This window comes from Paenibacillus sp. KS1 (genome assembly GCF_001680695.1).
Taxonomy (GTDB): Bacteria; Bacillota; Bacilli; order Paenibacillales; family Paenibacillaceae; genus Paenibacillus_B; species Paenibacillus_B suaedae.
On record NZ_MAIS01000278.1, the window covers coordinates 1 to 752 of the forward strand.

The following is a 752-nucleotide window of genomic DNA, read 5'->3' on the forward strand; positions in this document are numbered from 1 at the left end:
AACTAGAGTATTATAGTGAAATTGTTAAGGATAGGGAAAAACTAATTAACGAACTTTCTGTGGAACAGTCAAAAAAAATGACGATTTTAAATACTCATGGTGCTCTAGATCAGTATTCATTATTACAATCTGAATTAAATGAACTTGTAAGTAAACTAGACATGTACCAAAAACAACAAGAATTTATGAATAACATGCGTGAGGAAGCTGCTAAGCTAAAAATAGAAGAACAGAGGTTAATCATCGAGATTTCCAAATCATTAGAAGAGCATTCACGCACTAAAAGACATGCTATCTTATTAGTTGAAGAGGTATCTAGCACTTTATATAACTCTGCAGCTCAGTTACAAATAGGGCAAACAAAAAATGGTAGATATGATATTGAAATGGTATCTAGAAATCAGAATAGTACTGGAATTAATTGTATGTTAATTTATTGTTTTGATATGATGTTAATTCAAATGTCAAAATATCTAGGTAGAAGAATGGACATGTTGATTCATGATAGTACACTTTTTGATCCAGTAGATGAAAGACAGATAGCAGAGGCACTACGCTTTGGTAAAGATAAATCTATTGAAGATGGATTCCAATATATTGTTACTTTAAATTCTGATGACCTACCTGATAGTGTTAGAGATGAAGTATCAAGCTCCATTCTGCCTGTGGTACTAACAGATGCCGATGAATCTGGTTGTTTATTTGGAGTTTATTATTAATAAGTACAATGTAGTTTGAATCCTATCATACTT

General features: G+C 31.4%; 1 protein-coding gene. It reads left to right on the forward strand.

Annotated features, from left to right (window positions below; genetic code table 11):
• The coding region (locus BBG47_RS28295; protein WP_175400672.1) for a DUF2326 domain-containing protein at nucleotides 1–719 on the forward strand (719 nt) is incomplete at its 5' end.
• Nucleotides 720–752: the final 33 nt, after the last annotated feature.